Consider the following 23,996-nt stretch of genomic DNA (forward strand, 5'->3'; position numbering starts at 1 on the left):
AGAGGATGATGACCAAAGGAATTGCGCTCGCGGGCTGCGTCGCGATGCTTGCGCTGATGAGCGGCTGCGGACCGAAAGTCGACCAACAGGGCTTCACCGTCGATCCCGATTTCGAGAAGAACCTGCAGCAGAAGCTGCTCGACGCCAAACCTGGCAGCGTGATCGATGTGCCCGCAGGCAAATATGCGCTGAGCCGCAGCCTCAGCCTGACGGTGGACGGCGTCACGATCCGCGGCGCGGGCATGGGCAAGACCATCCTGTCCTTCGCCAAACAGAGTTCGGGCGCCGAAGGCATGCTGGTCACCGGCAACGACTTCACGATCGAGGATCTGGCGTTCGAGGACACCAAGGGCGACGCGCTCAAGGTCAACGGCGTCAAGAACACCGTGATCCGCCGGGTTCGCGCCGAATGGACCGGCGGCAGCAAGACCTCGAACGGCGCCTATGGCCTCTATCCGGTGCAGGTCACCAACGTGCTGATCGAAGGCAGCGTGGTGAAGGGGGCATCCGACGCCGGCATCTATGTCGGGCAATCGAACAATATCATCGTCCGCGACAATCGTGCCGAGGGCAATGTCGCCGGAATCGAGATCGAGAATTCGAACAATGCCGACGTCTATGGCAACACCGCCACCGGCAATGCCGGCGGCATATTGGTGTTCAACATGCCCAATCTGCCGGTGCCGGGCAGCAAGACGCGCGTCTTCAAGAACCAGGTTGTCGCCAACAATCACGCCAATTTCGGAGCGAAGGGCAGCGCGGTCAGCTCGGTGCCGGCGGGATCTGGGGTGATCGTCAATTCCAACGACCAGGTCGAGATTTTCGATAACGATATCAAGGACAACAAGACCGCCAACGTCCTGATCTCGAGCTATTATTCGACCGGGTTCGATACCAAGCGCGGCATCGCGGCGGCGTACGATCCGTATCCGGAAAATATCTATGTCACCGGCAATCGTTTTTCGGGCGGGGGCGAAGATCCCGGCAACCCGACGCTCGTCCCGCTCAAGGCGGTGAATGGCGGGCGGCTGCCGGATATCTTGTGGGACGGGTTCACCAATCCGAAGATCAAGGATCCGGGCATCTGTGTCCAGAATGGCGCGGCGAAGACGCTCAACGCCGATGGCCCGTCCAAATTCGCCGGGGCGCGGATCGATACGGGGCGCAATTGCGCGCCGCCGACCCGTCTGCCCGCGATCGTGCTGCCCGACGCGATGACGAAGGACAGCGGCACCAAGTCATGATCGTTCGCCTGGTCGTCTCCCTCTGCGCGACGCTGCTGCTCGCGGCCTGCGGCCATGCGCCGCGGGTCGTGACCTTCCATGCCGACGACAATCCGGAAAAGCTGTCGGCCTGGGGTCTGTTCACCGTGGCCGATGGCCATATCGCCCCGCACGCGGGGATGGTGACCTACGAACTGCAGACGCCTTTGTTCAGCGATTATGCCCAGAAGTGGCGGACGATCTGGATGCCAAAGGGAGTTCATGCCGCCTATCGGCCGGATACCGCCTTCGACTTTCCGGTCGGGACGATCGTCACCAAGACCTTCTATTATACCGCCCCGGCGAGCGCGACGGATCCGCAGACCAGCGACACGGTCGTCAAGATGACGCCGGCGACGTATCAGACTGGCGTCGCGGGCCTCGACCTCCGCCACGTCCGCCTGATCGAGACTCGATTGCTGGTCCGGCGCGCGACCGGCTGGGTCGCCCTGCCGTATATCTGGGATACCGACGGCCGCGACGCGACGTTGGCGCGGACCGGTGCCGATATCGCGCTGACGCTCGATGAGGGCGGGAAGAAGGTGTCGTTCGACTATTCCGTGCCGAACCAGAATCAGTGCGCGGGTTGCCATGTCCAGGATTCTCGCACGCGCGCGGTCGAGCCGATCGGGCTGAAAGCGCGCCATCTCAACCGCGACTTTCCCGGTGAAGGTGGCGAGATCGACCAGCTGAAGCGGCTGGTCGCGATGGGCTATCTGACCGGCGTGCCCGCCGGCGCCGTGCCGCGCAATGCCAACTGGCAGGACCTCAAGATCGACGTGGTCGATCGTGCGCGTGCCTATCTCGATATCAATTGCAGCCATTGTCACAATCCGACCGGCGCGGCGCGCACCTCGGGGCTATGGCTCGACGCGGCGACGATCGACCCGCGCCTGCTCGGCATGTGCAAGCCGCCGGTCGCGGCCGGGCGCGGTACCGGAGACCGGCCGTTCGACGTCGTGCCCGGCCATCCCGAGCGCTCGATCCTGCCCTATCGCCTCGCCAGCACCGATCCCGGCGTGATGATGCCCGAGCTGGGCCGCGACATCGAGCATCAGGAAGGCGTCAAGTTGATCTTCGACTATATCCTGAGCCTGAAAGGCGCGTGCACCGAGGATGACGGAACCGGACAGGCCGCGCGATGAGCTGGTCCATCGCGCCACCGCCATCGATCAAGGCCTGACATGATCGTGCCTCCCAGCGATAGTCCACGCCCGCTCCCCAAACAGGAGCGCGCGCAGCAAACCTATGAGCTGCTGCTCGACGTAGCGGGGGAATTGCTCGCCGAGGTCGGCATCGAGCGCATATCGACCAACCTGATCTGCGCGCGCGCCGGCCTCACGCCCCCCGCCCTGTATCGCTACTTCAAGGACAAATATTCGGTGCTGGAGGCACTGGGGCTGCGATTGATGGAGCGCCAGAACACCGTGCTCGAGGCGTGGATCGCGCGCCACGCCGGCAAGGGGCTCGACGATCTGCAGGATAATATCGAGGAGTTGTTGCGGGAAAATGCGGCGATCACGCGCGCCGAACCGGGAGCGGTCTGGATCCTGCGTGCGCTCCACGGCTCACCCCGGCTTGCCCATGTCCGCATCGACTCGCACCGTTACGTCACCGGCAAGCTGGTCGAGGCCTATGCGCCGCACCTTCCGCACATGAGTCGCGACGATTTGTGGCTGTATATCCGCCTCACCGTCGAACTCGGCTTTGGCGCGGACGAAATGTTGTACGAAGAACCGGGCGTGCTGGCCGACGCCGTGTTCCGTACCGTCGCCAACATGATGCGCGGCGGCCTGGCGACCTGACCTTCGTCATTGACAATCGAACGGCGACATTGCTCAATATGGTCATGGGGTCGGCGATTTCCCCACGAGGCGGCATGCTGAAGTATCGCGTCCCGATTCTTTCGAAGGACGCGCCATGCCTGCCATCAATGCAATCACTCCCGACAAACTTGCGCGGCTGATCGGCACGCCGAACTGCCCGGCCATTATCGACGTCCGGACGGCCGACAACTTTGTCGCCGACCCGCGCCATCTGCCCGGCGCGCTGCGACGGGACCACGCCGCCGTCACCGACTGGGCGCGCGAATTCGCAGGGCGCGGCATCGTGGTCAGCGGCCAGCACGGACGGGAGCTCAGCGAGGGGGTCGCGGCATGGCTGCGGCACGAGGGAATCGCCGCCGAAATCCTCGACGGCGGCATAGCCGGCTGGGCAACCGCCGAGCTGCCGATGATCCCCGATGCGGTGTTGCCGAAGCGCGACGGCCAGGGCCGCACGCTCTGGGTGACACGGGCGCGCCCCAAGGTCGATCGCATCGCGTGCCCGTGGTTGATCCGCCGCTTCGTCGATCCGCAGGCTGTGTTCCTGTTCGTCAGCCCGTCGGAAGTCGCAGGGGTCGCCGAGCGCTTCGGGGCGGCGCCGTTCGATATCGAGGGCGACGGCGTGATCTGGAGCCATGATGGCGAGCGCTGCACGTTCGACGTGATGGTCGAGCGGTTCGATCTGCAAAGCCTGCCTGGCCTCGCTCGACTGGCAGAGATCGTGCGCGGTGCTGATACCGGGCGTCCGGAATTGGTGCCGCAGGCCGCGGGGCTGCTGGCAATCTCGCTCGGCTTATCGCGCATGTATTCCGATGACCTGGCGCAGCTCGAGGCCGGAATGCTGGTCTATGATGCGCTGTTTCGCTGGTGCCGCGACGCCACGCACGAGACTCACGATTGGGTGTCGCACCAGTCCAAGGTCTCGCGCGGCAAGGCCCCGGCATGACCGCGGCCGCACTCGCCGCAGAGACGCCCGTGACCCGCCCGGCGCCGGTGTCGCTCGGCGAGGCCTTCTGGGTCTGGCTGCGCATCGCCGCCTTGTCCTTCGGCGGCCCCGCCGGACAAATCGCGATCATGCACCGCATCCTGGTCGAGGAGAAGCGCTGGATCGGCGAGCACCGGTTCCTGCATGCGCTCAATTATTGCATGCTGCTGCCCGGCCCCGAAGCGCAGCAGCTCGCCACCTATATCGGCTGGCTGATGCACCGGACGAAGGGCGGGATCGTCGCCGGTGGCCTGTTCGTGCTGCCGGGCGTGGTGGCGATCATGGCGCTGAGCTGGATCTACGTGCTTTACGGCCATGTCGGGCTGGTCGCCGGACTGTTCTTCGGCCTCAAATGCGCGGTGCTCGCGGTCGTGCTGCAGGCGGTGGTGCGGATCGGCAGCCGTGCGCTCAAGAACAATGCGATGCGCGCGTTGGCAGGCAGTGCCTTCATCCTCATTTTCTTCCTCAACGTGCCGTTCCCGGTGATCGTGCTCGGCGCCGGACTGATCGGCTATGTTGGCAGCCGCGCCGGCATCGCCGCCTTTCTGGTCGGCGGCGGCCATGGCGCGAGCAAGGGAACAATCGTGCCCGACGCGGAGACGCTGCTGGGCGAGGAATTGCCGGCACACGCCAATCCGACGCTTGGCCAGTCGTTGCGGCAAGCGTCGATCTGGCTGGTGCTGTGGCTGGCGCCGGTCGTCGCCTTGCTGCTGCTGTTCGGACCGGGCGACGTCTTCACCAAGATCGCGACATTCTTTTCGACGATGGCGGTCGTCACTTTCGGCGGCGCCTATGCGGTGCTCGCTTATGTCGCGCAGCAAGCGGTCGACGCCTATCACTGGCTGACCGCGAAGGAGATGCTCGACGGACTCGGCATGGCGGAGACGACGCCGGGTCCGCTGATCATGGTGCTCCAGTTCGTCGGTTTCATCGGCGCCTATCGGCATCCCGGGATGCTCCCGCCGCTGCTCGCCGGCACGCTCGGCGGTCTGCTCGCGACCTGGGTGACGTTCATCCCCTGCTTCCTGTGGATATTCCTCGGCGCGCCGTTCATCGAGCGGCTGCGCGGCAATGTCGCGCTGTCCGGCGCGCTCTCGGCGATCACCGCGGCGGTGGTCGGCGTCATCCTGAACCTCGCGATCTGGTTCGCGATCCACACGATCTTTCGCGGCACCGTGCCGGTTACCGCGGGACCGATCCATTTCGACGCGCCATTGGTCGCGAGCATCGATCCCTGGGCAGCGGCGCTTGCCGCGCTCGCGATCCTCGCGGTGTTCCGGTTCAAGATCGGCATCTTCACCACCCTCGGCGCGGCGTCCGCAATCGGCATCGCGCTGAACCTCGCGGGGATCGTCCGGTGATCGTTGATCGGGCCTCCTTTCGGCCTTTCGTATGTCGACGCCTTCATGGCGACGACGGACTGGTCTTCGGCCGATGCGCGCTTCGCCAAGGCTGCGTGAACGGTCCGGCATGAAAAGCATGGTCAGGCTCGCGGCAGTGATGGCAGCGTTGGCGATGTCGAGCGCTTGCCATGCGTCGCCCCGAACCGTGTCAGCGAATGATCCGTCGTCGCCTTTGCGGCTCGAGCGGACAGTGAAGCTACCGGGCGTCGCCGGACGCATCGACCATCTCGCGATCGACCTGCCGCACATGCAGGTGTTCGTTGCGGAATATGCCAACGGCACGGTTGACGCCGTGGATCTGGAGAACGGCAGGGTCTTGGGCCGGATCACTGGCCTGCACGAGCCGCAGGGCGTTGCCGTCCTCAGCGATGGACAGCTTGTCGTCGCGTGTGGTGATGGATCGGTACATTTCTACAGCGCAGCCGATCGGCGCGAAATGGCCGTGCTGAACTTGGGCGACGATGCCGACAATGTCCGGGTCGATGCCCGCAATGGTCACGTCATCGTCGGTTACGGCGGCGGTGCGCTCGCGGTGATCGACCCCGCGACGCATCGCCTGCTGTCCACGCTCAAGCTCGCCGGACACCCCGAGGGGTTTCGGCTGACCGGTGGGAAGGCGCTCATCAACATCCCCGATCGCGGATCGATCGTCGCCGCCGACATCGACGCCGGGACGGTGACCGCGACCTGGTCGACGGGAATGCGAAATCTGAACTTCCCGCTCGCTATCGCCCCGGACGGCGGCTGGTTCGCGCTCGCCTACCGCCTGCCGGCGGCGCTTCAGGTGCGGTCGATGGCAGGGGAGGTGGTGTCGACCCGACCGGGGTGTGGCGATGCGGACGATCTGTTCGTCGATGGCGACCGGTTCCTCCTCGTCTGCGGCGCGGGCCATGTCGATGTCTCGTCGACGACGCACGCCGATAGCCAGATCGTGCGCGTCGCGACCGCACCCGGCGCACGCACTGGACTGTTCGTGCCCGAACTTCACTCACTGATCGTCGCCATCCCCGCACGCGGAGGCGCGACGGCCGCTTTGTGGGTGCTGAAGACGCACTGACCTCTTCGAATCGCGATGCTTCGTCGGGCCCGAATGAACCGCTATCGAGACTGGCCATATCCTCCCGGGGAGGATATGCCCGCGCGATGTCCCACGCCAACGATCCAAAACTTCTCAACCGGCTGCGCCGCGCCCACGGTCACTTGGCCACGATCATCGATATGGTCGAGACCGGCCGCGAGGGCCTCGACATCGCGCAACAGATGCAGGCAGTGATCAGCGCGCTCGAGGCGGCAAAGAAGGTGCTGGTCATCGACCATATCGAGCATCATCTGGAAACCGCGACCGGACCGCTGACCGACGCCGGCCGAGCGGAATTGGCGCGTATCGCGACCCTGGCCAAATATCTGTGACCAGGCCGTTCGCGCTGGGCGACATACGCAGAGGCGGATTGCTGGCGATCGCCGCCGCCGCCTTGTTCGGCGCCTCCACTCCCGCCGCCAAAGCGGTGGTGTCGGGTATCGATCCCTTGATGCTCGCGGGCTTGCTGTATCTCGGCTCGGGAACCGGCCTCACCATCTTTCGCATCGCAAGCGGACAGACGGGCTGGATATTCAAGCGGACCGACTTGCCTTGGCTCGCCGCGGCAGTGGTGTTCGGCGGCATGGTCGGCCCGGCGCTGCTGATGCTGGGGCTGACGACGGTGACCGGATCGGCGGCATCGTTGCTGTTGACGCTGGAGGGGGTGTTTACCGCGCTGATCGCCTGGGTCGTCTTTCGCGAGCCGTTCAACCTCCGTATCGGCCTCGGCATGATAGCGATCGTCACCGGGGCGGCGTTGCTGTCGCTCGGCGGAGGATCGGGTCGGGCAATGGTCGGCGGCGCGCTTGCGATCGGCGCGGCGTGTCTCTGCTGGGCAATCGACAACAATTGCACGTCGCGGATATCGCACGCTGATGCACCGGCGCTGGCGGCGGTGAAGGGCTTGGTCGCCGGCATCGTGAACGTCAGCCTTGCCCTGATCGCCGGCGCTACCTTGCCGTCCGCGGGTTCGATCGCGCTCTCCGGCCTGATCGGGCTATTGGGTTATGGGATCAGTCTGGTGCTGTTCGTACTGGCATTGCGCCAGGTCGGCGCGGCACGGACCGGCGCCTATTTCTCGACGGCACCGTTCCTCGGCGCGGTGCTCAGCCTTGCCCTTTTGCGCGAAGCCTGGAGCTGGTCGCTTCTCGGCGCCGGACTGCTGATGGCGCTTGGCGTCTGGCTGCATCTGACGGAACAGCGCCCGGAAGAGGCTATCGGCTAGGTCAGCCAAAAATACCTCATTGTGCTGAGGGGTGGATCCAGGGTGCGCCGGGCAGCGTCAGTCGAGGCGTTTGTATCAGGCGTTTTCTTCGCCCGGCCGCGCCCCGAACAGCATCGGGCCATATGTCGCAAGATACAGGACGAACGCGGTTGCCCACGCCACCGCCGCGGCGTCCCTGCCGATTGCATAGTCGATCAGACCAAGTCCGGCGGTAACGCGAAGAACCGCGCCCAGGGTTACCAGGCAATAGAGAAGGATTGTTGGCTTGGTGGCGACAAGCGCGCGGCCCGTGTGGCCCAAAGTTGCCCTGGTCATAACGGCCAAAATCATTGTCGACATTGCGCCGGCAGTAAGGGCATGAATCGCCGCCGATCGCGGAATCGAAACGTCCAGAATGCTGACGCCGAGCAGCAACAGACCCACCGGCACCCAAAGATATCCGACATGAAGGATGAGGACGAGCGGATCGCGCGCGGACCTGAGTCCGCCCCATCGCGAGAGCCTGAGCGTCTGCAACAGTCCCGCGCCGACCAGGAGCCAGCCGGTAGCCGGCGAGTCCGGAAGCGCCACCCACGCCAGAAGCGCGATGCCGCTCACGCCGAGGACGAGCATGTCAAAGCGCGTGGGTTGCGACGGCAGCCGCTCGGTCATCCCCTGTTTGGTCATCCAGTTGCGTGTGAAGGACGGGACGATCCGCCCGCCGACCAACGAGATCATCATGACGATGAGGGCGATCGCGGCGCGGGCGCCGATGTCGGGGTCGGACAGGAGCCCGAGCGCAGTTGCGTGATCGATCGAGTTGGCGACGCCGAGCAGGAGAACAATGCCGACGAGAGGGAGATTGCGGTTTTTCGCCGCAAGGACCTCACGGGCAGCGAACCCGGCGAGCACGAGATAGAATCCGATATCGAGCAACGCCGCGACGGCCGGGCCGGTAACGGCTGAGAACAGCACCGCCAGCCTCGCCGCTGCCCATAGCCCGGCAAGTCCGGCGAGCGGCAACCCGGCGATCGGCAGCCGGCCCGTCCAGTTCGGAATCGCGGTCAGCAGGAAACCTGCGACGACCGCACCGACGAAACCGAACAGCATCTCGTGCCGGTGCCAGGCGAGGGGCGGGAATGCCGTGGGAAGAGCCGGCACGCCCCACAGCACGAGAAGCCAAAGCGCCAGTGCCACGACCGCCCAGAGCGCGCCCAGGAAGAAGAACGGCCGGAAGCCACCGCGCAGGAATGGCGGCGACGCCGCCATCCGCGCGCGCCGAAGCGCAAGCATCCGCTCTCCCCGTGTCGTCGTCACCCCTTATTCCGAAGCGACGGCTGTCTCACGGCCGCCGCGCAAGAACAGGGCCTTCACCATGAAGATCGCGAAAGCGACCACCCCGACCGTGAAGACGAGATCGCCGGGCACACGAGCCCAGACCAAGGCCTGCATGAGGGGGCTATGGATCACCTCGGCGCTTCGGGCGTAGGCATAATATTCGGTGTAGCTGAGGTAAGTCTGGTACAGGCCCTGCGGGAACAGCGACAGGAACACCATCATCGCAAGGCCGATGTTGAGACACCAGAACGAGGTCTTGAGCAGCCGGTTGCTCCAGCGCGACGGATCGGACAGTCCGCGCATGCAGAACAGCATCAGGCCAATTCCGAGCATGCCGTAGACGCCGAACAAGGCAGCATGGGCGTGCGTGGCGGTCGTGTTCAGGCCCTGCATGTAATAGAGCGCGATCGGCGGATTGATGAAGAAGCCGAACATGCCGGCGCCGATCATATTCCACACCAACACGCTCGCGAAGAAGGCGAACGGCCAGTGATAGACGGTCTGCCATTCCTGCTGATGCTCGACCTTGGCACGATTATAGGCCTCGAACCCGACCACGACGAGCGGCACCACTTCGAGCGCGGAGAATACCGCGCCGAGCGCGATCACCGCAGTCGGCGTTCCGCTGAAATATAGGTGGTGGAAGGTGCCGAGCACGCCGCCGCCGAGAAAGATCACCGTTGCGAACAGCACGGAGGTTGCCGCCACCGACATACGGACCAGCCCCATCTTCACGAACAGCGCCGAGACGATCGCAGTCGCGAACACCTCGAAGATGCCCTCGACCCACAGATGGACGACCCACCAGCGCCAATATTCCATGATCGAGATGTGGGTGCGTTCGCCATAGAGCAGCCCTGCGCCGAACAAGAGGCCGATCGAGACGGTGGAGATGACGACAAGAAAGACGAGCGACGTGCCGCCTTTCTCTTTGAGCGCGGGCCAGACACCGCGCAGCACCAGCACGGTCCAGAGCAGCAGTCCGACGAAAAGATAGATCTGCCAGAAGCGGCCGAGATCGAGATACTCATAGCCCTGATGGCCAAACCAGAAATTGGTGGCGCCGGTGTCCATCTGGCGGTTGATTGCCGCCCATTCGCCGGCAAAAGACCCGATCACGATGACGAGCAAGCTGACGAACAGGAAGTTGACGCCAAATCGTTGGAATTTGGGCTCGCGGCCGCCAAGCAGTGGAGCGACGTAGAGGCCGGTGGCGAGCCAAGCCGTCGCGATCCATAATACTGCGAGCTGCGTGTGCCAGGTTCGGGTTAGCGCATAGGGGAAATATTCGGCCATCGGCAGGCCGTAGAGACCCTGACCCTCGACCGCGTAGTGCGCGGTGACAATGCCAAGCAGGACCTGTGTCAGGAGAAGCGCGGTGACGACGAAGAAATATTTGGCGGTCGCGCGCATCGACGGGGTGAGCGTAATCGTCGCCAGCGCGTCGGTTGTGGCGAAGCCTTCGAGCGGTTCGAGGTCGCGCCGCCAGACGTCGAACTCGCGGGCATAGTACCAGACCAACGCACCGATCGAGCCGAGCAGCACGAAGATCGACAGGAAGCTCCACAGGAAGATCGCCCCGGTCGGCGTGTTGCCGACAAGCGGCTCGTGCGGCCAATTGCTGGTGTAGCTGATAGTGTCGCCTGGACGTTCGGCGGCGGTTGCCCATGCCGTCCAGAAGATGAACCCGCTCAGCGCATGCGCTTCGTCCTTGGTGAGGATCGCGTGCTGCGGCATGGCATAAAGCTCGCGCAGATGCTGGTCGGCCGGCGTGCGGTTGGTGAACAGGTCCTCAAAATGCGCCGCGGTCGCCTTGATCGCGGCGGCGCGCTGATCGCTGACAGTGATCGCCGTGGTTTGCGGATCATAGCCATTGGTGCGCATTTCGCGCTTCAGGATCGCGCCGACGCGCGCCTGTTCGGGCTCCGGCATTGCGTTGAAATCGGTTCCTGCGATGCGCTCACGCAACGCGACGGCCTCGCGATGAAGCCAGTCGGCGCTCCAGTCGGGCGCGACGTAGCCGCCGTGGCCCCAGATCGAGCCCTGCTGCATTCCGCCGGTCGATTGCCATACGCTTTGCCCGCGCTGGACTTCCTCGCCGGAGTAGAGAATTTCCCCCGACGCCGAGCGGACCGCGCCGGGCATCGGCGGCTTCGAATGATAGATTTGCGCGCCGAAATAGAGCAGCGCTCCAAACATGATCGCCATGCCGACCGCGAGGATGATCCAGAGACGACGAAGCGAGAATTGTGAAGTGTAGTCGGCCATGGCGGCGTCCCCCTACTCGCGGGATTTGGACAGGCCACCCGTGACACCTTGGTGGGCGCTGGATATCGTCATCCGTCCGCGCCAACAGTTGATCGCGCGACCGGATCAAATGAGAATATTTCTTGCGCCGAGGGCCTACGCTCCAATCCGGCTACAAGCACTACGTAGTAGTACGTAACCGACGCTGCGAAGGCATTAGAGGCCGCCCGTTCGACGGTGCTTCGCAATCAGGCCAGCGAGGTCGATGCGTTGATGAAGCCAATGGAGCTTTCCGGCTGGACCGAACGGAGTGCTGCATCTTTTCGACAGCCCAATGCCCGTTTAACGGGTTCGTGCAACGGCCCAATAGCAGACGCTAGCTACCGCGCCCGGCCCACCCTCAGGCCAGTTCCACCGGCGTCACCTCGTAATCCGCAGCCTTCAGCGCCGCCACCAGCCGGTCGAGATGCGCACGATCCCGCGCTTCGCACTCGATGTCGGTGATCAGCCCCTTGGCGGGCAGGGTGGTGAACACGCGCTGGTGATAGACTTCGATGATGTTGACGCGCTGGTCGCTGAAGATGCGGACGACGTTGAACAGCGCGCCGGGCTGGTCCTGCAATCGGATGCGCAACCGCGCCAGCCGGCCTGACCGCGCGAGGTCGCGCAGCAGCACGTTGGCGAGCAGGCGCGTGTCGATATTGCCGCCGCACAGCACGACGCCGACGGTCTTGCCCTTGAACCGCTCGGGATGTTCGAGCAGCGCCGCGAGCCCCGCCGCGCCGGCACCCTCGACCACCGATTTCTCGATTTGCAGCAACAGGCTGACCGCCTGTTCGAGGCTGCGTTCGCCGACCAGGACGATTTCGTCGACCAGTTCGCGGACCATCGCCGAGGTGATTCCGCCCGGTTCCTTGACCGCGATGCCCTCGGCCAACGTGTCGCCCGCGCACGGATATTGGGTGCCGTTGATGCGGTTGTACATCGACGGATAGAGCTCGGCTTCGACCCCGACCACTTCGATCGGATGGTCCGCCGCGGCGGCGACCACCGCCATGCCGCTGATCAGCCCGCCGCCGCCGATCGGAGTCAAGAAGGTGTCGATCGCCGGCACGTCCTCGAGCATCTCGACCGCGACCGTGCCCTGGCCGGCGATGACGCGCGCATCGTCGAACGGGTGGACGAAGGTGAAGCCGCATTCCTGCTCGAGCTGGCGGGCATGGGCATAGGCCGCGTCGAACGTGTCGCCCTGAAGCACGACCTTGGCACCATGGCCTTCAGTCTGCGTCACCTTCACGATCGGCGTGTTGGTCGGCATCACGATCGTCGCCGGAATGCCCAGGCGGTGCGCGTGATAGGCCAGGCCCTGGGCATGATTGCCCGCCGACGCCGCGATCACGCCCTTGGCGCGCGCAGCGTCGTCGAGCTGAAGCAAGGTATTGAGCGCGCCGCGCTCCTTATACGCCGCGGTGAATTGGAGGTTCTCGAACTTGAGATAGACGGTCGCGCCAGTCAGTTCGCTCAGCGTCTTGCTGATGAAGGTGGGCGTGCGGACGATCGAATCGCGAATGCGCGCATGCGCGGCGCGGACGTCTTCGATCGTGACGGGGATGACGGCGGTCGTTTCGGCGAGAGTCATGCCGGCTCGCCTAGACGATCTAGCGCGGCGGGGGAACACGGCTTATGCCCGCCGCAGCGCAGCGTTTTGAGCGCAAGAAACGGGAGTTGGCCGCGAATGATCCGTAAGCTGGTGGGGGCGGCCGTCGCGCTGTCGATGATCGCCACGCCCGCGTTGGCCGACGGGCTGATCGACAATGTCAACGGCATCACGATGGACGCCGATGGCCGGGTGATCCACTTCAGCGGCGTGTTGATCGGCAACGACGGCAAGGTGAAGAAGCTGATTCAGTCGGGCGACAAACGCCCCGACAAGCTCGACTGGCTGTCGAACCAGAAGGGGCGGACCCTGCTCCCCGGGTTCATCGACGCGCATGGCCATGTCATCGACCTCGGCTTCCGCGCGCTCGAACTCGATCTGTCGGACACCAAGACGCTCGACGAGGCCAAGGCCAAGATCGCCGCTTACGCCCAGGCCAATCCCGAGAAGAAATGGATCTTGGGTGGTGGCTGGAACCAGGAGAAATGGGGCCTGGGCCGGTTCCCGACCGCGGCCGATCTCGACACGGCGGTCGGCGATCGCCCGGTCTGGCTTGAGCGCGCCGACGGCCATGCCAGCTGGGCCAATAGCGCGGCGATCAGGGAAGCGGGCGTTACGGCCAAAACCGCGAGCCCGGCAGGCGGCCGGATCGAGAAGATCGGTGTCCAGCCCGCTGGCGTGTTCGTCGATGCCGCGCAGCAATTGATCGAAAAGGTCGTGCCGCAGCCGTTGCCCAAGGAGCGCGACCTCGCGCTGGCGAAAGCGCAGGAGATCCTGCTCGCCTTCGGCATCACCGCGACGTCGGACATGGGCACGTCGATGGACGACTGGCTGGCGATGCGCCGCTCCGGCGACCGCGGCGCGCTGCGCGTGCGGATCATGAGCTATGGCCTCGGTGTCGATACCGCGGTCCGGATTGGCGGCAACGGCCCGACGCCGTGGCTGTATAACGATCGCCTGCGCATGGCCGGGGTCAAGCTGTTCGCGGATGGCGCGCTCGGTTCGCGCGGCGCCTGGCTGCTCAAACCCTATAGCGACGCGCCGGGTCAGTCGGGCGCGGGGTTCATGACCGACGACGTGCTGCAGAATTATATGAGCCGCGCGTCGATGGACGGGTTCCAGGTCGCGGTCCACGCGATCGGCGACCGTGCCAACCGCCAGGTGCTCGACGCGATCGAGGCGATGTCGAACACCTATAAGGGCGACCGCCGCTGGCGGATCGAACATGCCCAGATCGTCGACCCCGCCGATCTGCCGCGCTTTGCCAGCCTGAAGGTGATCGCCTCGATGCAGCCGACCCACGCGACGTCCGACCGGGCGATGGCGGAGGCGCGGCTTGGTCCGGACCGGCTGGTCGGCGCTTATGCGTGGGCGACGATGCTGAAAAACGGCGTTCCGCTCGCGTTCGGGTCGGATTATCCGGTCGAGAGCCCCGATCCCTGGGCAGGCTGGGCGGCGGCGTTCACGCGCCAGGACGCCAATGGCGAGCCGTTCGGCGGCTGGCGGCCCGAGGAAAAGGTGACGCGCGAACAGGCGTGGTGGGCCTTTACCCAGGGGGGCTCATATGCCGGGTTCGCCGAGGAGAAATTCGGCCGCCTCGCGCCCGGCCAACTCGCCGACTTCATCATTGTCGATCGCGATCCGATGCTGGCGAGCCCGAGCGACCTGCGCCAGACCAAGGTCGAGGAAACCTGGATCGGCGGCGCCAAGATCTATGTCCGCAAGACGGGCTGACGCCAGTTGATGGTTAGAGCGTGATGACGTGAGTTTGCCCCGTCGTGATTGCCCGGGCGTGTTCGCTGGCAAGGAGCGGTGTGCAGCGCGTAGCGGCGCTACGCGCAAGGACCGCGACGCAGACCAGCGGGCGCGCCCGGGCAACCGCAAAGCGGCGGGCGCCTTTTGGCGCAGGGCAGCGTCTCTCGTCGGTCACGATGCATTATGCATCGCTCCCTCCTCGTTCCTCGCCCTGCGCCAAAATCCGCTCCGTCACGACGGGGCAAACTCACGCCATCACGCTCTAAGACCGGATCGCTGCTGGCCGGGGTCGGCCGGCCGTGATAAGAGACTATATCAGCGGCAGTTTCCCTTGAGCGCCGCTGACTGAGAGACCGATCGTGCTCCCGCTTGCAGGCTGGAGAACCATCATCGTCTCTCACCAGGCACTCGCTATTGTCTTCATCGTGATTGCCGTCCCGATCCTGGTGACGATGCTGGTGATATTGCTTCGCGCGGCGAGCGAGCGCCGGCGCCTGTTGCGCGGCTTCGACGATCGGCTTCGCGTGCGACTGCCGTCGAGCGCGCGCCGTCCGGCCAGAAACCGCGAGCAATAGCGTCAGGCCAGATCCCAGCGATCGGCGACGTGCATGATCGCCGCCTGGACGACATCGTCATCGTCGGGCGAGCAGCAGACAGTAACGTCCCAATTGCAGCATTGCGCGGTCGCGGCTTGAGCTGGGACCGGCTCATCAAACGCGATACGACCGGTGACGTCGGCGCTGAGCAGCACGGTTAGTGCCCAGTCCAGTTCGCCCTTCAATTCGGCGGCCGACTTGAACTCGCGTTCGATCGTCTGTCCCTCCGGTGAAATGGCATTCGGTCCTATCGGCCGGTGTGCGATGGCAGCCGCGGATCGGGCGGATTGTCGCCTCGATCGCGGCTCCGCATCGGCGTCAATCGACCAGCGCGTCGACCGGTCGGTTCTGGGCGCGGGCGCGTTCGACCCGTTCCTGGCGTTCGGCCATGGCTTCCCATGCCGCCGCAGCCCGCAGGCAGCGATCGCGGACATTGTCCAGCTTCGCCGCATCGGCCTCCGCTTGCGCGACGGCCGCATTTTCACGAAAAGTATTTTGCGCCAAGGCGGTTCTCCGGCTTGGGGAAAGCGGCGGCGCGGGATCGCGCCGCCGTATCAACTTGGCGTCAGTCGACGTTCTGCAGGTTGCAGGCCGCCATCTTGCCATTCTTCGACGCTTCCAGTTCGTACGACACGCGCTGGTTCTGCTCCAGCGTCGCCATGCCGGCGCGCTCGACCGCGCTGATGTGAACGAACGAATCTTCGCCGCCGGCGTCGGGGGAGATGAAGCCAAACCCCTTGGTGGCATTGAAAAACTTGACGGTGCCAGTGATGGCCATGAATATTTCCTTCGATTTCCGTCTTCCGAATGAAGACTTACCGCTTAAGGGGCAGGGAAAGAAGGATTGGTGCCGCAGCGCCGAAAACCGTCGATATGCGACTCTAGCGAGTGCGACCTAGCGTATTCGGGCCGAATTTGAAAGGGTGAGCCCGAGACCGCCCGTGGCGGCTCGGCTTTTCGATCCCGCGCGGTGCGTTTTCGGACGGTGAACTTTGCTCGGACGCCGGCCGTCCTTGCCGACAAGAAGAGGGCCGCGGTGCCTTGCGGCGCCACGACCCCCATCCCCCTTTTAACCTTGATTTTTTGGCTCAGGCGACCTGCGCCGCCTCGACCTCGTCGGTCTCGCGCAGCACATAGCCGCGGCCCCACACGGTCTCGATGTAATTCTCGCCGTCGGTCGCCAGGCTGAGCTTCTTGCGCAGCTTGCAGATGAAGACGTCGATGATCTTGAGTTCGGGCTCGTCCATTCCGCCATAGAGATGGTTGAGGAACATTTCCTTGGTAAGCGTCGTGCCCTTGCGGAGCGACAACAGCTCGAGCATCGCATATTCCTTGCCGGTCAGGTGGACACGGGCACCATCGACCTCAACGGTCTTGGCATCCAGGTTCACCGCCAGCTTGCCGGTCTTGATCACCGACTGCGAATGGCCCTTCGAGCGGCGGACGACGGCATGGATGCGCGCGGTCAGCTCTTCGCGATGGAATGGCTTGGTGACGTAATCGTCGGCGCCGAAACCAAACGAGCGGACCTTCGAGTCCATCTCGCTAATACCCGACAGAATGAGCACCGGGGTCTGGACCCGCGCGGTGCGCAGCTTCTTCAGCACGTCATAACCGTGCATGTCCGGCAGGTTCAGGTCGAGCAGGATGATATCGTAATCATACAGCTTGCCGAGGTCCAAACCTTCTTCGCCAAGGTCGGTCGTATAGACGTTGAACCCTTCGGTCGTCAGCATGAGCTCGATGGCCTTGGCCGTCGTCGGCTCGTCCTCGATCAGCAACACGCGCATCAGCGAAACCCCCTGTCACTTGCGGCAAGCTGCCCCCGTTGGCCGCCCACACTCGACATATTCCATTAACCTAAGCACATCTGAAGGACAAAGGTTAATTCTTCGCTAACCGGCCTGACTCCGCGAGTCGCGGGGTGTCAAAGTGATTCGCAAGCCGATTAATGTCGCGTTTGCGACGCGCATAATTCCTTAAACCGGGCGGCAAGGAACTCAATCAGGAGTTCTACGCGAGCGGGCCGTAACGCACTCGGCGGCGTGACGAGGTGAAGCGCGATCGACGGACCTTTCCAGTCGGTGAGAATTGCTTCCAGCCGTCCTGCCGCAATTTCCTCGTCGACGATGAAATCGGGCAGGCGCGCGATCCCCAGCCCCGCGTGGAGCAGCGGCAAATTGGCGTCGCCATTGTCGCTGGTGAAGCGTCCGTTGGGCCGCACCGCGACTTCCTCGCCCGACGGCCCACGAAAGGTCCAGGTCGTACTGGGGACGTTGGCATAAGCGAAGATGTCGTGCTCGCCGAGTTCGAGCGGATGTTTGGGCCGTCCGCGCCGGTCGAGATAGAGCGGGGAGGCGACGATGCGCGTTTCGACCGGCGCCAGCCGCCGCGCGCGCAAGGAGCTGTCGGGCAGATCGGCGATGCGCAGCGCGATGTCGAACCCTTCGGCGACGATGTCGACCTTCGCGTCGGACAGCCTCAGATCGATATGGACGCCGGGATGCTCGACCATGAAATCGGCGACGACGGGCGCGACATGGCGGATGCCGAACGTCAGCGGCGCGGCGACGCGGATCAGGCCGACCGGCGCCGCGGCGGCATCGTGCGCGCTCTCCTCGGCGGCCTGACCCTCGGCCAGGATGCGCTGGGCATGCTCGCTGAGACTCTCGCCGCTCTGCGTCAGCGTCAGCCGGCGCGAGGTGCGGTGGAACAGCGACGTGCCGAGCGACTGTTCGAGCCGGGTGATCGCCTTGGATATGGTTGCCTTGGACACGCCCAGCGCGTCGGCTGCGCCGCTGAACGAGCGGTGTTCGGCCACCGTCGCGAAGATCGCCCAGGCCTCGAAATCGGGTAGCTTCATCATTCCTCCCGGTGAACCAAGATGGCTTATAATAGGAAACGATCGGTTTCAATCGTTTCCATTTACGCGATGCCGGTGATGCCTATCTTGGCGGCAACGAATGGAGGTTTTCATGACCGACACCAATATTGCCACCCGTATCGAGCGCCGCGCTTTCGACAGTCTGGGCCATGCCGATCACGGCTGGCTCAATGCCCGGCATCATTTCAGTTTTGCCGATTATTACGACCCCAAGCGCATGAGCTGGGGCACCATCCGCGTGTGGAACGACGATGAGATCGGCCCGAATTCGGGCTTTCCGCCGCATCCGCACCGCGACATGGAAATCATCACTTATGTCCGCAAGGGCGCGATCACGCACCAGGACTCGATGGGTAATGTCGGCCGCACCGCTGCGGGCGACGTCCAGGTGATGAGCGCAGGAACCGGCGTTCGGCATGCCGAGTACAATCTCGAGCCTGAATCGACCACGCTCTTCCAGATCTGGATCGAGCCCAAGCGGCTCGGCGGCTCGCCGTCCTGGGGCGCCAAGCCGTTTCCCAAGGACGATCGCTCGGGCAAGTTCGTGACCCTCGCCAGCGGGTTCGCCGACGATGACGGCGCCTTGCCGATCCGCGCCGATGCCCGGGTGATGGGCGCCACCGTCAAGGCGGGCGAGAGCGTCAGCCACACGGTGGGCGAGGGGCGCCACGCCTATCTCGTCCCCGCCACCGGCGCGGTCGAAATCCTTGGCGAGCGCTACGAGGCCCGCGACGGCATCGCGATTTCCGGCGGTCAGACCGTCGAGATCAAGGCGCTCGACGATGCCGAACTCGTCCTGGTCGACGCCGACTAAGACTGCACCCTGTTCCCCCCGAGCCGGCGCGGCGTTCCTCCCAACGCGCCGGCCCAGCCCCCTCTCCGACCCCGGGGAGGGGGCCTCCCATCCCCCAACTGAAGGAGTCCCCCAATGACCAAGGTCCTCGTTCTCTATTATTCGTCCTACGGCCATATGGAGCAGATGGCCGACGCCATCGCCGAAGGCGCGCGCGGCGCCGGTGCCGAGGTCGACATTCGCCGCGTCCCCGAAACCGCGCCGGCCGAAGTCGCCAAGGCCGCCGGGTTCAAGCCGGACATCTCGCATCCGGTGATCGAGGGTATCGACAAGCTCGCCGATTATGACGCGATCATCGTCGGCTCGCCGACCCGCTTCGGCCGCATGTCGAGCCAGATGGCGTCGTTCCTAGACCAGGCCGGCGGCTTGTGGATGCGCGGCGCCTTGAACGGCAAGGTTGGCGCGGCGTTCACTTCGACCGCGACCCAGCATGGCGGCCAGGAAGTGACCCTGTTCTCGATCATCACCAACCTGCTGCATTTCGGGTTGACGATCGTCGGGCTCGATTACGGTTTTGCCGGCCAGATGGGCGTCAAGGAAGTCCATGGCAATTCGCCTTACGGCGCCAGCACGATCGCCGATGGCGATGGCAGCCGTCAGCCGAGCCAGGTCGACCTCGACGGCGCCCGTTACCAGGGCCGCCGCGTCGCCGAAGTCGCGGCGAAACTCGCCGCCTGAGCCGTGGGCCGGTCGCGTGACCGGCCTCGCTCCCTAGCCCGATCGCTTCGCCTCCCTTATGGTCCGTCTGGCCATAGAGGAGGCGGACGATGTTGAGGCTAGCTGTTGCCGCGATTGCCGTCATGGTGACCCTACCGGCAGTCGCCGCGGAGGTGCCCGCCACCGGCGCCAATGTTCGCAGCGTCACTTATCCCCAGGGGACGTACCGCCAGACCGGCCCGCGCGCCTGGGCCGAATTCGACAAAGCGGGCAAGCAGACCAACGCCTTTGTCGAGGATGCGCGCGACGAATGGTCGGTCTTCCTGTTCGATCCCGCGCGCAACGTCCGCGTCCAGATCGACCTCTACCGCAAGAAGATCCGCTACACCGAAAATGGCGGATCCTATGCCGATCTCTACGATGTGACCGGATCGGCGGCGGCTGTCGGCGCCGCGGCCGCCACGCCGCCCGCGCGGACGTCGCCGCCGCTCGCATCGTCCAATGGCTTCTGGAACAACAGCCCCGTCCGCTACGGTGTCGGCGCAGCGGGTGGCAACCTCGCCGGGATATTGCGCGGGGTGGATGGCGGCGCGATCAGCGGGCAGGGCGATGCCAACCTCCGCTGCCCGGAGGCGGCACGCGCGGTCAACGGCACCTGGACCGGCCAATGGCATCAGGGGCAGGGTGGCTTTCCCGGCCTCTGCCTGGTGCGGTTCGAACATTAGATAATGGCCGTGAGTGTCCGGGCAAATGGACGGCATGACACGATGTCAGGCAGCGGAAAGACTGGCCAGGCACTATTGCTCTTCCGCTCGGGTACCGCGTTGCTGCTGCTCGGCATCATTTCCGGTTTGACCACGACCCTGATGGCCAATCCGCGCATGGGTCTCTCAGCGCATGTCGAGGGACTGCTCAACGGCATCCTCTTGATCGCGCTGGGCGCGGCGTGGACAGCGGTCGAATTGCCGCACGGCTTGAAGAGGGTCGCACTCCTCTTGCTCGTCGCGGGAAGCTGGACCAATTGGGCCGCGACCCAATTGGCAGCATTTTGGGGCACGGGGAAACTGACGCCGATCGTTGGCGCCCAAATGACGGGAACCGCGATTCACGAAGCGATCGTGTCGACCATGCTGGTCGTCGTCGTCGCCTTGATGTCGGGTGGGCTCATACTCGTCATGGTCGGCTTCTGCCGGCGCCCGGCTCAATCCGAACGCGACCGCTCCCAACCTTAGCGCCGCTCAAATCGACAATTTCGGATCGCCTTCCAGCACGCGTTGCTCGAGCGTCGGCCGATCGCCGGCGCTCCAGCGCTTGGCGCGATGCGACACGCGATATCGTAGCGGTCCGCCGTCGGGCGTCGTCGCGCGTGCGATCGGGCGGACAATGCAGACGAACTCGGTGTCGATCGTGTCGGGCCCGGCGCTGACGACGCCATAGCCGTGCCCGGCCATGTCGACGAATTCGAGATGCGGTGCGACGTCCGGATTGGTCACCGCGCGGGCCTTCGCGATATCGCCGCTCGCCGCATATTCCAGCGCGCTGCGGACGCCGCGCTTGATCGTCAGATTGATCGTGTGCTCGGGCGCGGCCGCCGTCGTCTTGCGCACGTACAGCGGCAGCACCGGGGAATCCTTGAAAAATTCGGCGGCTTCGCCCAGGCCCGGCGCGGAAATCGACCCGGTGATGAAGCTGATCCCGACCGGCGCGAACCCGGCCGGCGGCAAGGCCGGCGCGGCATAGCCGGCCCAGAAGCTGTGGCGGTCGCCCGAGACGGTGACGAACCCCGACACCTTGTGGTCGCGCACCGTGTCGTAGATTTCCGCGCGCTCGTTGAAGGCCCCGCTGAAATCGGGATTGCCGAAAGTCCCGAAGCCCTTGCCCGGCCATGGCGCCTGGATCAATCCGGCGGGCAGGTTCTGCGGGTCGGTCCGCATGTCGAGCGTGCCGTTGGTCGCGCCCCAGATTTTCCAGGTCGCGGTCGACCGGGTGAGTCGGTCCTTGAGCCACGCTTTCTGCTCGCGGCCGAGCACGGTGTAAGCGGGCTCGTCCTTGCGGAAATTGGGGATGCTCTTGTCGCCGATCGCGATCGTCGCGGGCGGCTTGCCGCCGGCAAAGTCCTTCCCGCCATCGACGATCTCCGTCCACTCTTGCGGGAGGACCGGATATTCTCCCGAGTCGAGCGCCGCCGCCTCGGGCCGGTCGGTCGGGTCGGCCGCTTTGTAGCTGTGGAAGTCGGTCAGGATGAGGTCGATGTGCCGGCCATAACGCAGCGCGCGATAGGCGGTCATGCTGCCGACGGCGACGCGGTTGTTGGGCTCGGTGCCGAAGCCATGATCGTCGAACGTCTCGATCGGCGCTTTCGTCACCGCGGGCGGGCCGAACCGGTCGAGCCCGGCACCCGATACCTTGCGGACGCGCGACGGGATATATTCCCACCACGCCTGGTTGGCGGCGACGCGCAGCGGCTGCGCCGGCTCGACCTTGCCGCCATATTTGATGAAGCTCTGCCAGCCCTGCCACGAAAATTCGTGATTGTCGCCGATGCACACGAAGGGGAAATGCGCGCGGGCGTCCTGGATGTCGGGATCGTCGATATGCGCGCGATAGACGTGGCGATAGCCGGCGAGGTTGGTCGGCACGTGGAAATTGCTCACCTTGCGCGCATCGGGCACCCGACCGAGATCGTAGACGGTGCGCGAATAACGGTGCGGCACCTCGTCGGGATATTCGACGACTTCGTAGATGAAGTCGCCGAGATGGAGCACGAAGCCGAGCTTGCGGTCAGCGGGCGCGCGCTCGTCCTCCCAGATCATCCGGCGAAAGGCGTTCTGTGCCCCTTCATTGACGCTTTGGCACGACACGAACGCGAAGCGCACTGTGCGCGGGTCATCCTGGCGCGGCGCGGTGATTGTCCGCCCCATACGGCTTCCGGCCCCGGTCTCGTCGCTGAAGCGGTACCAATAGACCGTGGCGGGCTTCAGTCCCCCGACCAGCACGCGGCAGGTCCAGTCTGATTCCGCCAGTACGGGCGTGCGGGCGATTGCCACGACCTTCTTGAAATCGGGGTCGAGCGACACCTCGACAGTCAAATCGGCGCGCGCCCTTCCGGTGAACGGGCGCCGCGTCCACAGGATGACGCTCTGCTCGTCGGGGTCGCCCGAGGCGACGCCTTGCGGATAGAGGCTACGATCTTCGCGCCAGGCGAGGTGTGATGTGGCAGGCGAGCGGGTGGCCCACAAAGCGGTCGCGCCCAGCGCCGCGGCGGCGGAAATGAATTCGCGTCTATCCATGCTCATCGTCCCCGCTTCTTTGTGCCAAACCCTTATGTCGCGCGCCGGTCACCCATGCATGATCGGGTGGAGCGCTGTTCTATGACACGAACACACCTGGACCCGGTCGGCGGCGCAGGCAAGAGGGGAGGTGCCGACGGGCAAACTTGCCCTTCCCCTTCATCACGCGTCGTTGGTATCGGGATGGCCGAAAGGAACTGCCATGACTCCCTTCCCCGCCGACGTCTTCACCGAGCCGACCGATGTCGACCCCGACACGCTTGCCAATCTCGGGCCGCTGCGGCGGCTGGCGGGCGGCTGGGAAGCGCGCAAGGGCGTCGACCTCAATCCCAAGGCCGACGGGCCGGAGCGCCGCGAATTCATCGAGCGGATCGACTTCCAGCCGATCGACCCGCAAGCGAACGGCCCGCAGCTCTTCTACGGCTTGCGCTACCATATCCACATCACCACGGCCGAAGAGGACATCACCTTCCACGACCAGGTCGGCTATTGGCTATGGGAACCCGCCACCGGACTGGTGATGCAGACCCTGGCGATCCCGCGCGGCCAGGTCGCGCTGGCGGCCGGTCACGCCACCGCCGATGCCGACACGATCACGGTCGATGCCGAGCGCGGCCAGACCCAATATGGCATCTGCTCGACCGCGTTCCTCGAATACGCCTTCCGCACCGATCATTATCGGATTGAGATAACGTTCAATGCCGACGGCTCGTGGAGCTATGTCACCGATACGACTCTGGCCGTGCACGGCCAGGACAAGCCGTTCGCGCATCGCGACCAGAACACGCTGGTGCGGATCAGCGATCCTGTGCCCAACCCCTGGGCGCAGATCATCGCCGCGCGGAAGGCGAAGGGTGAAGCTTCTGCTGGCAATCCCTAGGTGCTCCCCTCCCTGCTTGCAGGGAGGGGTTGGGGGTGGGTGCGCGCGTCTGCGCGCTCAAAAAGACTCATGAACCGATCGACA

The 23,996-nt window shown here is 64.9% G+C and carries 24 protein-coding genes; 15 read left to right on the forward strand and 9 right to left on the reverse strand.

The genetic code is table 11. The annotated features are described in order from the left end of the window. The first annotated feature begins 8 nt into the window (after positions 1–8). The 8 genes from AC1DQQ_RS01360 to AC1DQQ_RS01395 all read left to right on the forward strand — a co-directional run bounded on the left by AC1DQQ_RS01360 (position 9) and on the right by AC1DQQ_RS01395 (position 7,776). Entirely contained in the window at positions 9–1,244 is a 1,236-nt protein-coding gene (locus tag AC1DQQ_RS01360) for a parallel beta-helix domain-containing protein (RefSeq protein WP_478044062.1), read from the forward strand. Then, positions 1,241–2,407: an SO2930 family diheme c-type cytochrome gene (locus tag AC1DQQ_RS01365; protein ID WP_478044063.1), complete on the forward strand. Its 1,167-nt coding sequence runs from the start codon at positions 1,241–1,243 to the stop codon at positions 2,405–2,407. The genes AC1DQQ_RS01360 and AC1DQQ_RS01365 overlap by 4 nt, the downstream gene beginning before the upstream one ends. A gap of 39 nt (positions 2,408–2,446) precedes the next feature. After that, positions 2,447–3,067, forward strand: coding sequence for a TetR/AcrR family transcriptional regulator (locus tag AC1DQQ_RS01370; protein ID WP_478044064.1), 621 nt, complete (start codon positions 2,447–2,449; stop codon positions 3,065–3,067). 115 nt (positions 3,068–3,182) lie between these two features. Beyond that, a complete protein-coding gene (locus AC1DQQ_RS01375) occupies positions 3,183–4,031 on the forward strand; it encodes a chromate resistance protein ChrB domain-containing protein (protein ID WP_478044065.1) in 849 nt (282 codons plus the stop codon). Beyond that, positions 4,028–5,431 carry a chromate efflux transporter gene (gene chrA / locus AC1DQQ_RS01380; RefSeq protein WP_478040053.1) on the forward strand — a complete coding sequence of 468 codons (1,404 nt, stop codon included), beginning with the start codon at positions 4,028–4,030 and terminating at the stop codon, positions 5,429–5,431. The genes AC1DQQ_RS01375 and chrA overlap by 4 nt, the downstream gene beginning before the upstream one ends. Before the next feature lie 232 nt (positions 5,432–5,663). Continuing rightward, positions 5,664–6,530: a YncE family protein gene (locus AC1DQQ_RS01385; protein WP_478044066.1), complete on the forward strand. Its 867-nt coding sequence runs from the start codon at positions 5,664–5,666 to the stop codon at positions 6,528–6,530. Between the two features lie 86 nt (positions 6,531–6,616). Then, positions 6,617–6,883 (forward strand): metal-sensing transcriptional repressor, encoded by a 267-nt coding sequence (locus tag AC1DQQ_RS01390; protein ID WP_478040058.1) that lies wholly within the window; start codon positions 6,617–6,619, stop codon positions 6,881–6,883. After that, positions 6,880–7,776, forward strand: coding sequence for a DMT family transporter (locus AC1DQQ_RS01395; protein WP_478044067.1), 897 nt, complete (start codon positions 6,880–6,882; stop codon positions 7,774–7,776). The genes AC1DQQ_RS01390 and AC1DQQ_RS01395 overlap by 4 nt, the downstream gene beginning before the upstream one ends. A gap of 75 nt (positions 7,777–7,851) precedes the next feature. On the opposite strand, the gene AC1DQQ_RS01400 is transcribed toward AC1DQQ_RS01395, so the two are convergent. From AC1DQQ_RS01400 to AC1DQQ_RS01410, 3 genes are all read right to left on the reverse strand, one after another. Beyond that, entirely contained in the window at positions 7,852–9,024 is a 1,173-nt protein-coding gene (locus AC1DQQ_RS01400) for an NnrS family protein (protein ID WP_478044068.1), read from the reverse strand. A 51-nt stretch (positions 9,025–9,075) separates the two neighbouring features. Further along, entirely contained in the window at positions 9,076–11,361 is a 2,286-nt protein-coding gene (locus AC1DQQ_RS01405) for a nitric-oxide reductase large subunit (RefSeq protein ID WP_478044069.1), read from the reverse strand. Between the two features lie 379 nt (positions 11,362–11,740). Continuing rightward, a complete protein-coding gene (locus AC1DQQ_RS01410; protein ID WP_478040063.1) occupies positions 11,741–12,979 on the reverse strand; it encodes a threonine ammonia-lyase in 1,239 nt (412 codons plus the stop codon). Between the two features lie 96 nt (positions 12,980–13,075). Here AC1DQQ_RS01410 and AC1DQQ_RS01415 point away from each other — a divergent pair, with 96 nt between their 5' ends. Next, on the forward strand, positions 13,076–14,731 hold the full coding sequence (locus AC1DQQ_RS01415; protein ID WP_478027770.1) for an amidohydrolase: 1,656 nt from the start codon (positions 13,076–13,078) through the stop codon (positions 14,729–14,731). A 380-nt stretch (positions 14,732–15,111) separates the two neighbouring features. Next, on the forward strand, positions 15,112–15,327 hold the full coding sequence (locus tag AC1DQQ_RS01420; RefSeq protein WP_478027771.1) for a hypothetical protein: 216 nt from the start codon (positions 15,112–15,114) through the stop codon (positions 15,325–15,327). A gap of 2 nt (positions 15,328–15,329) precedes the next feature. Here the strand turns inward: AC1DQQ_RS01420 and AC1DQQ_RS01425 are convergent, their stop codons facing one another. The 5 genes from AC1DQQ_RS01425 to AC1DQQ_RS01445 all read right to left on the reverse strand — a co-directional run bounded on the left by AC1DQQ_RS01425 (position 15,330) and on the right by AC1DQQ_RS01445 (position 18,211). Beyond that, complete coding sequence (locus tag AC1DQQ_RS01425; protein ID WP_478040065.1) at positions 15,330–15,533, reverse strand: hypothetical protein; 204 nt, start codon at positions 15,531–15,533, stop codon at positions 15,330–15,332. Between the two features lie 133 nt (positions 15,534–15,666). Beyond that, on the reverse strand, positions 15,667–15,852 hold the full coding sequence (locus tag AC1DQQ_RS01430; RefSeq protein ID WP_478027773.1) for a hypothetical protein: 186 nt from the start codon (positions 15,850–15,852) through the stop codon (positions 15,667–15,669). A 61-nt stretch (positions 15,853–15,913) separates the two neighbouring features. Beyond that, the gene (locus AC1DQQ_RS01435) at positions 15,914–16,126 is read right to left on the reverse strand and encodes a cold-shock protein (RefSeq protein WP_478027774.1); all 213 of its coding nucleotides are present in this window, start codon (positions 16,124–16,126) and stop codon (positions 15,914–15,916) included. A gap of 310 nt (positions 16,127–16,436) precedes the next feature. Next, positions 16,437–17,138 (reverse strand): response regulator transcription factor CtrA, encoded by a 702-nt coding sequence (ctrA, locus tag AC1DQQ_RS01440; RefSeq protein WP_478027775.1) that lies wholly within the window; start codon positions 17,136–17,138, stop codon positions 16,437–16,439. Positions 17,139–17,296: 158 nt separating this feature from the next. Continuing rightward, on the reverse strand, positions 17,297–18,211 hold the full coding sequence (locus AC1DQQ_RS01445; protein ID WP_478027776.1) for a LysR family transcriptional regulator: 915 nt from the start codon (positions 18,209–18,211) through the stop codon (positions 17,297–17,299). Between the two features lie 112 nt (positions 18,212–18,323). Between AC1DQQ_RS01445 and AC1DQQ_RS01450 the strand changes: the two genes are divergently transcribed. The 4 genes from AC1DQQ_RS01450 (at position 18,324) to AC1DQQ_RS01465 (ending at position 20,974) form a co-directional block, all read left to right on the forward strand. Further along, positions 18,324–19,046 carry a pirin family protein gene (locus AC1DQQ_RS01450; RefSeq protein WP_478044070.1) on the forward strand — a complete coding sequence of 241 codons (723 nt, stop codon included), beginning with the start codon at positions 18,324–18,326 and terminating at the stop codon, positions 19,044–19,046. 114 nt (positions 19,047–19,160) lie between these two features. Continuing rightward, positions 19,161–19,763, forward strand: coding sequence for an NAD(P)H:quinone oxidoreductase (wrbA, locus tag AC1DQQ_RS01455; protein WP_478044071.1), 603 nt, complete (start codon positions 19,161–19,163; stop codon positions 19,761–19,763). Between the two features lie 89 nt (positions 19,764–19,852). Next, positions 19,853–20,467 (forward strand): hypothetical protein, encoded by a 615-nt coding sequence (locus AC1DQQ_RS01460; protein ID WP_478044072.1) that lies wholly within the window; start codon positions 19,853–19,855, stop codon positions 20,465–20,467. A 42-nt stretch (positions 20,468–20,509) separates the two neighbouring features. After that, the gene (locus tag AC1DQQ_RS01465; protein ID WP_478044073.1) at positions 20,510–20,974 is read left to right on the forward strand and encodes a styrene oxide isomerase; all 465 of its coding nucleotides are present in this window, start codon (positions 20,510–20,512) and stop codon (positions 20,972–20,974) included. 6 nt (positions 20,975–20,980) lie between these two features. Here the strand turns inward: AC1DQQ_RS01465 and AC1DQQ_RS01470 are convergent, their stop codons facing one another. Then, the gene (locus AC1DQQ_RS01470; protein WP_478044074.1) at positions 20,981–23,038 is read right to left on the reverse strand and encodes an alkaline phosphatase D family protein; all 2,058 of its coding nucleotides are present in this window, start codon (positions 23,036–23,038) and stop codon (positions 20,981–20,983) included. A 196-nt stretch (positions 23,039–23,234) separates the two neighbouring features. Here AC1DQQ_RS01470 and AC1DQQ_RS01475 point away from each other — a divergent pair, with 196 nt between their 5' ends. Next, complete coding sequence (locus tag AC1DQQ_RS01475; RefSeq protein WP_478027784.1) at positions 23,235–23,912, forward strand: FABP family protein; 678 nt, start codon at positions 23,235–23,237, stop codon at positions 23,910–23,912. Positions 23,913–23,996: the final 84 nt, after the last annotated feature.

Source organism: Sphingomonas sp. P4_G3 (assembly GCF_056401105.1).

Excerpts from the sequence above, each read along its gene's own strand:
- AC1DQQ_RS01360 (WP_478044062.1), top strand. The coding sequence starts at position 9 with ATGACCAAAGGAATTGCGCTCGCGGGCTGCGTCGCGATGCTTGCGCTG.
- AC1DQQ_RS01365 (WP_478044063.1), top strand. The coding sequence starts at position 1,241 with ATGATCGTTCGCCTGGTCGTCTCCCTCTGCGCGACGCTGCTGCTCGCG.
- AC1DQQ_RS01370 (WP_478044064.1), top strand. The coding sequence starts at position 2,447 with ATGATCGTGCCTCCCAGCGATAGTCCACGCCCGCTCCCCAAACAGGAG.
- AC1DQQ_RS01375 (WP_478044065.1), top strand. The coding sequence starts at position 3,183 with ATGCCTGCCATCAATGCAATCACTCCCGACAAACTTGCGCGGCTGATC.
- chrA (WP_478040053.1), top strand. The coding sequence starts at position 4,028 with ATGACCGCGGCCGCACTCGCCGCAGAGACGCCCGTGACCCGCCCGGCG.
- AC1DQQ_RS01390 (WP_478040058.1), top strand. The coding sequence starts at position 6,617 with ATGTCCCACGCCAACGATCCAAAACTTCTCAACCGGCTGCGCCGCGCC.
- AC1DQQ_RS01400 (WP_478044068.1), bottom strand. The coding sequence starts at position 9,024 with ATGGCGGCGTCGCCGCCATTCCTGCGCGGTGGCTTCCGGCCGTTCTTC.
- AC1DQQ_RS01405 (WP_478044069.1), bottom strand. The coding sequence starts at position 11,361 with ATGGCCGACTACACTTCACAATTCTCGCTTCGTCGTCTCTGGATCATC.
- AC1DQQ_RS01410 (WP_478040063.1), bottom strand. The coding sequence starts at position 12,979 with ATGACTCTCGCCGAAACGACCGCCGTCATCCCCGTCACGATCGAAGAC.
- AC1DQQ_RS01415 (WP_478027770.1), top strand. The coding sequence starts at position 13,076 with ATGATCCGTAAGCTGGTGGGGGCGGCCGTCGCGCTGTCGATGATCGCC.
- AC1DQQ_RS01435 (WP_478027774.1), bottom strand. The coding sequence starts at position 16,126 with ATGGCCATCACTGGCACCGTCAAGTTTTTCAATGCCACCAAGGGGTTT.
- ctrA (WP_478027775.1), bottom strand. The coding sequence starts at position 17,138 with ATGCGCGTGTTGCTGATCGAGGACGAGCCGACGACGGCCAAGGCCATC.
- AC1DQQ_RS01445 (WP_478027776.1), bottom strand. The coding sequence starts at position 18,211 with ATGAAGCTACCCGATTTCGAGGCCTGGGCGATCTTCGCGACGGTGGCC.
- AC1DQQ_RS01450 (WP_478044070.1), top strand. The coding sequence starts at position 18,324 with ATGACCGACACCAATATTGCCACCCGTATCGAGCGCCGCGCTTTCGAC.
- wrbA (WP_478044071.1), top strand. The coding sequence starts at position 19,161 with ATGACCAAGGTCCTCGTTCTCTATTATTCGTCCTACGGCCATATGGAG.
- AC1DQQ_RS01460 (WP_478044072.1), top strand. The coding sequence starts at position 19,853 with ATGTTGAGGCTAGCTGTTGCCGCGATTGCCGTCATGGTGACCCTACCG.
- AC1DQQ_RS01465 (WP_478044073.1), top strand. The coding sequence starts at position 20,510 with ATGTCAGGCAGCGGAAAGACTGGCCAGGCACTATTGCTCTTCCGCTCG.
- AC1DQQ_RS01470 (WP_478044074.1), bottom strand. The coding sequence starts at position 23,038 with ATGAGCATGGATAGACGCGAATTCATTTCCGCCGCCGCGGCGCTGGGC.
- AC1DQQ_RS01475 (WP_478027784.1), top strand. The coding sequence starts at position 23,235 with ATGACTCCCTTCCCCGCCGACGTCTTCACCGAGCCGACCGATGTCGAC.